We start from the raw sequence: 5,621 nt of genomic DNA, 5'->3' as shown, positions 1-5,621 counted from the left end.
CCATCAAGTCTTGCATGATGGGAAATCCCGATTTCCTTATTTGCGTGAGATGTTTCATAAACAACAACAAAAAGCGACTGAAATCGCCTTAACAGCAACGTATCGCTGCTCAGAGCGGATTGTCAATATCGCAAACCGTTTGATTGTGGAAAAATACAAAATCACCGGTGGCGCTGCAGATAAGATGGAATCCTCAGAAATCATCGCAGCCGACAGCCTTCAAGGGGAAGGCGAAGTCAGTTGGTGTCACCCAGATCAATTAACACCTCAACTGCAAAGTGACGCCAAAACCATTCATTTTGCCGTGATTACCTTAGATGAGTACCGAGAAGAAGCCAAACAACAATTCGGCACCGCTTTGGTCTTTACCCCAGAAGAAATCAAAGGCCTTGAGTATAACACCATCGCGCTATATCGCTTGTTGGACAGCGAAGACTGTAAGAGCGCTTGTAAATTACTGAAAACCTCCTCTGCACAACCCTCAGGAAACCGTGCAAAACGTGAGCAAAGTAACGACGCGCTTCTTCCTTTTTTTAACGGCTTAATCACCGCCGTAACCCGCGCTCAAAACACCCTTGTTTTTGTACAACAGGAATCTCGTGCAATAATGCCCTTGGTCTCGGCCTTAAAAGAAGGGTTCCGGCCTTCGACAAAACAATCGGCCGCTGCCGCCGCCCCTTCTGCGCCTTCTATAAGACCTGCCGCTAAAGAAGACTGGGTAAACGAGGCCAAAAAGCTCTTAATGGCCGGCAATGAAACACAAGCTCGTGATATTTTTTTAAACACCTTAAATCGAACGCCAGAAGAGTTTGCTGCGTTTATCAAAGAACAACATTCACCTGAACCAGCAGAATCCCAACCAGCCGCAGCCGCCCAAGAAGATGCAATTGCGCCAGAAGTTCAAGCACCAATTCCACCAAAGCACGTGAAGACAACAAAAAAGAAACGAAAACCAAAAAAACAAGCGCATGCCGCGGCCGCCGCTCAAAAACCAAGTGATGAGCTGAGTGTGGAACTACTAGAAGAATGGGTCAATCAACCGTTTACTGAGCAAAAATTAATTACCTTATTAAACGACCCACGCGCGCTTTATTATCTTTTTGAATGTTCGTTCATTAATGAGCTGTTCGACAAGCCCCTGCTTTTTATTGACTTTTTGAACGTACTTAAAAAAAACATAACGCTGGCCTCAAAATTTTTAAATCAAACCGACAAGGAACTGGGGCTTTCTGGGTTATCCGGTTTATTGCGTCACGAGAAAGGTTTGAAGTTCTTCAAAAACCTCTTGGCCAACCATTCTCATGCCTTAATAAGCAACATTTCCCCCGAAGCGCTTTGTATCATTCGGCCCGAAGGTGCAGATGCAGGATCTTCTGGCCTATTTTGGCTTGCAGCGGCTTCGCCAGAAAGTCGCGCTACTTTACAAATGCTTTTAAAGTTTAATTCTGAGCTAGCTCAACAGATAACAAGTGACGCGTTTTGCCACATTCAGCCTAAGGCCGCAGGAGCGGTCGCCGGAACCTCTACACTATATTGGCTTTTAGGCACTACAGATGGGCGCGATATGTTGCAATCACTGTTACAAGCCAACCCTTTATTAGCTCAACAGATAAGCAGTAAAGTGCTTTGTTATAGGCTTTCTGACGCTGCAGAAGTTAACCCAGGAACCTCTGTCTTATTTTGGCTTACAACATACCCAGGTGGACGCGCCATCTTGCAATCACTGTTACAAACTAATCCCTCATTAGCCCAGCAGATAAGTGGTGAAGCACTTTGCCATAGGGTTCCTGACACCGCAAAAAATAATTCAGGAATCTCTCCCTTTTTTTTGCTTGCAGGAAATCCAGATGGACACACTGTCTTGCAATTATTGTTACAAGCTAATCCTTCATTAGCTCAACAGATAAGCAGTGAAGCCCTTTGCCATAGGATTTCTAACACCAAAAAAATTGCTGCCGGAACCTCTGCCTTATTTTGGCTTACAACAAGTGAAGAGGGGTACTCGATCTTGCAATTACTATTACAAGCCAACCCCTCATTAGCCCAACAGATAGGCAGTGAAGCGCTTTGTCATAATATTTCTAACCTCCATGGAAATAATCCAGGAACCTCAGTCTTATTTATGCTTTCGGAAAGTTCAGATGGGTGCGCTATCTTGCAATTACTATTACAAGCCAACCCTTCATTAGCCCAACAGATAAGCAATGAAGTGCTTTGTCATAGGATTCCTGATACCAATAAAAATGCTGCTGGAACCTCTATCTTATATTGGCTTACAACAACCAATAAGGGGAACGCTATCTTGCAATTACTGTTACAAGCTAATCCCTCATTAGCTCAACAGATAAGCAGTGACGCGCTTTGCCATAGGGTTCCTGACACCGCAAACACTCATCCAGGAACCTCAGCCTTATTTCGGCTTTCGGAATCTTCATGGGGAGGAGATATCTTGCAATTACTGTTACAAGCGAATCCCTCATTAGCTCAACAGATTAGCGGTGAAGTGCTTTGTCATAGGATTCCTGGCTCCCTAGAAATTACTGCCGGAACCTCTGTCTTATATTGGCTTGCAGCAACTGAAAAGGGATGCACTAACTTGCTATTACTGTTACAAGCCAATCCCTCACTAGCCCAACAGATAAGCAGTGAAGCGCTTTGCCATAGGATTCCTGACACCGCAGCAGCTAACCCAGGAACCTCGGTCTTTTTTTGGCTTACATGTCGTCCAGAAGGACGCGCCATCTTGCAACTACTGTTGCAAGCTAATCCTTCATTAGCCCAACAGATAAGCGGTGAAGCGCTTTGCCATAGGCTTCTTGACACCCTGGAAGTTGCTGCCGAAACCTCTGCCTTATATTTTCTTGCAACAGATGAAAAAGGGTGCACTATCTTACAATTACTGTTACAAGCCAATCCCTTATTAGTCCATCAGATAAACAGTGAAATGCTTTACCATCTGATTCCTGATACCGCAAAAGCTAACCCAGGAACCTCGGTCTTATTTTGGCTTACAAATTGTCCAGAAGGACGCGCCATCTTGCAACTACTATTACAAGCGAATCCTTCATTAATCCAACAGATAAGCGGTGAAGTACTTTGCCATAGGATTCCTGACAACGTAAAAATTAATTCAGGACTCTCTCCCTTTTTTTTGCTTGCAGGAAATCTAGATGGGCGCGCAATTTTGCAATTACTGTTACAAGCTAATCCCTCATTAGCTCAACAGATAGGCAGTGCAGCGCTTTGCGATAGGATTTCTGACACCGCAAGTACTCATGTCGGAGCCTCTGTCTTATTTTGGCTTTCAGTAACTAAAAAAGGGTGCGCTATCTTGCAATTACTGTTACAAGCGAATCCTTTATTAACCCAACAGATAAGCAGTGAAGCGCTTTGTTATGCGCTTCCTGACACTGTAAAAACCAATCCAGGAGCCTCTGCCTTATTTTGTTTTACATTGCACCCAGAGGGGCGGGCTATCTTGCAATCACTGTTACATGCTAATCCTTCATTAGCCCAACAGATAAGCGGTGAAGCACTTTGCCATAGGATTCCTGACAATAAGCCTCATTCAGGAGCCTCTCCCTTGCTTTCGCTTTCAACAACATCGGAGGGGCGTATTATCTTGCGATTACTGTTAAAGGCCAATCCCTCATTAGTCCATCAGATAAGCAGTGAAGCACTTTGCCATAGGATTACTGACGCCGCAAGTACTCATGTCGGAACCTCTGCCTTATTTTGGCTTGCAGCCAATGAAAATGAGAGTGGCATGTTACAGTTGCTATTACAAGCTAATCCCTCATTAGCTCAACAGATAAGTAGTGAAGCGCTTTGCCATAGGGTTCCTGACACTGCACAAATTTTTCCAGGAATCTCTGTCTTATATTTGCTTGCATCTAAACAACAAGGTCGAACCACTTTGCGATTAATATTGGAAAAAAACCCTGATCTGAAACATAACATTGTGGAAAGAAACCCATTGCTGTCAGCAACCTCAAAAGACACTGAATTTTCTTTTGTAGCTACCTTAAGAAACTCTGAAGATGGCCGGCAAATTCTACTGGATTTCTTTCCTGAATATCTAACAGAAGATAGAACATCCTCCTCAGCGGCGCATGGCTTTTTTTCGAGAGCACCTTCATCTGGAGGAGACTCAAATCAAAACCCTCTTATTCCGTCTTTACCAGTGCCATGATCAATAGAAGATGGGCACTTATACCCAATCAACTTCAAACTGCTAATTGTATACTCTCAATTTTTCGCCCATCCAACGTTTAAAAACTGGCAATAGGGCTTGCTATTACTTTTAAACGTTGGATGGACAAAAAAAATTGAGTCGTCTAAAAAAACATAGCATTTTGAAGTTGATTGGGTATAAATCCGAAGGGCCTATGCAGGCGCAAAACATCGTGACTCAGGCAATAACATTGCCTCAATAGCGCCTTTTCTGTTAATATATTCACCATTTTACTCCAAATCAGAACAAATCACTTATGCCTGTATATTACTGGCGCGGCATCATCGCCAAAGATGCAACTCTCTTTGCCCCATACATGGATGTTATCAACCGTTTTTTGCATAAAGAATGGCACGGGTTACACGTCGAAAAGCTCCGGGGCTGGACTGAGCCGATGATAGGCAGTGTTCGAGTCAATCAGACGGACCGTATTTTATGGACCACCGTGGATGGAAAGCTTTGTTTGTTGGATGTGATTCTTAATCACGAGTATGAAAAGAGCCGATTTTTAAAAAAAGGCGTCTTAAGCGCTTTTCTCAATAAATTGCGCGACAATGAAAGTACGCTTGATGCATTGGAGTTTGTCGACCTGGATGCCGAGGAGCTGCCTTTGCCTCCTCAGGCTCAAAATGACGATGCCGCCTTTATCGGACTAGAGCCTTATCAACATCGCTTAATCCAGCTCAATACCGAGCAAGAGGATGCCGTCTTAGCGCAGTTGCCGCTCATCGCCTACGGACCTGCCGGCTCTGGAAAAAGCTGCGTGGCCTTTTCTATGTTATCGAACTATGTGCGTGAACAAGCGCACGATAAAAACGCGTTTCCTATCGTCTACATCAGCCAATCCTTGCCTTTAGTCAACAGCATGCAAACGATGTGGCAAGAAACGGGCGCTGAAGAAAACTATCCAGGCCAAGTCTTATTCAAAACCTACGACCAAATCTTGCAAGAAGAGATGAATGGCGGGAAGCTCGCCGATGAGACCACCTTTAGTGACTGGTATTCCAACCGCATGCAACAGCCGGCCATTAAGCTAAAGCAAAAACGTTCCGAAGAACACATCACCCTCTCACCAGACCTGGTCTGGCGTGAATTTCGCATCTGCTCAGGCTATTCCAAAGAAGAATACCTCGGTTTAGGCCAACGACAATCCGCCATCAAACCGGAACTTCGTGCGTTTCTTTATGATACCTATGACGATTTCTTAAAGTACCTGGATGCGAATGGCCTCGTATCACCGGCGCTTCATCACTTCACCCACATCAATACACATTATCCTTTGGTGGTGGTCGACGAGGCGCAAGATTTTTCCTATCGGCAATTGCAGAATTTACATACCCTCGCCATACGAGGAAACATTGCTTATTTTCTAGGAGACCATCAAGTC

The 5,621-nt window shown here is 44.4% G+C and carries 2 protein-coding genes; both read left to right on the top strand.

The genetic code is table 11. The annotated features are described in order from the left end of the window. Positions 1-4,192, top strand: a 4,192-nt coding sequence (locus E1O47_RS12330) for a hypothetical protein (RefSeq protein WP_165475118.1), incomplete at its 5' end; no start/stop codon positions are given. A 298-nt stretch (positions 4,193-4,490) separates the two neighbouring features. Then, a partial coding sequence (locus E1O47_RS11770; RefSeq protein WP_133131447.1) for a hypothetical protein occupies positions 4,491-5,621 on the top strand: 1,131 nt, incomplete at its 3' end.

It is taken from the genome of Legionella yabuuchiae (assembly GCF_900640115.1).
Classification (GTDB): Bacteria; Pseudomonadota; Gammaproteobacteria; order Legionellales; family Legionellaceae; genus Legionella_A; species Legionella_A yabuuchiae.
This window is presented reverse-complemented; position numbering and strand designations above follow the sequence as displayed.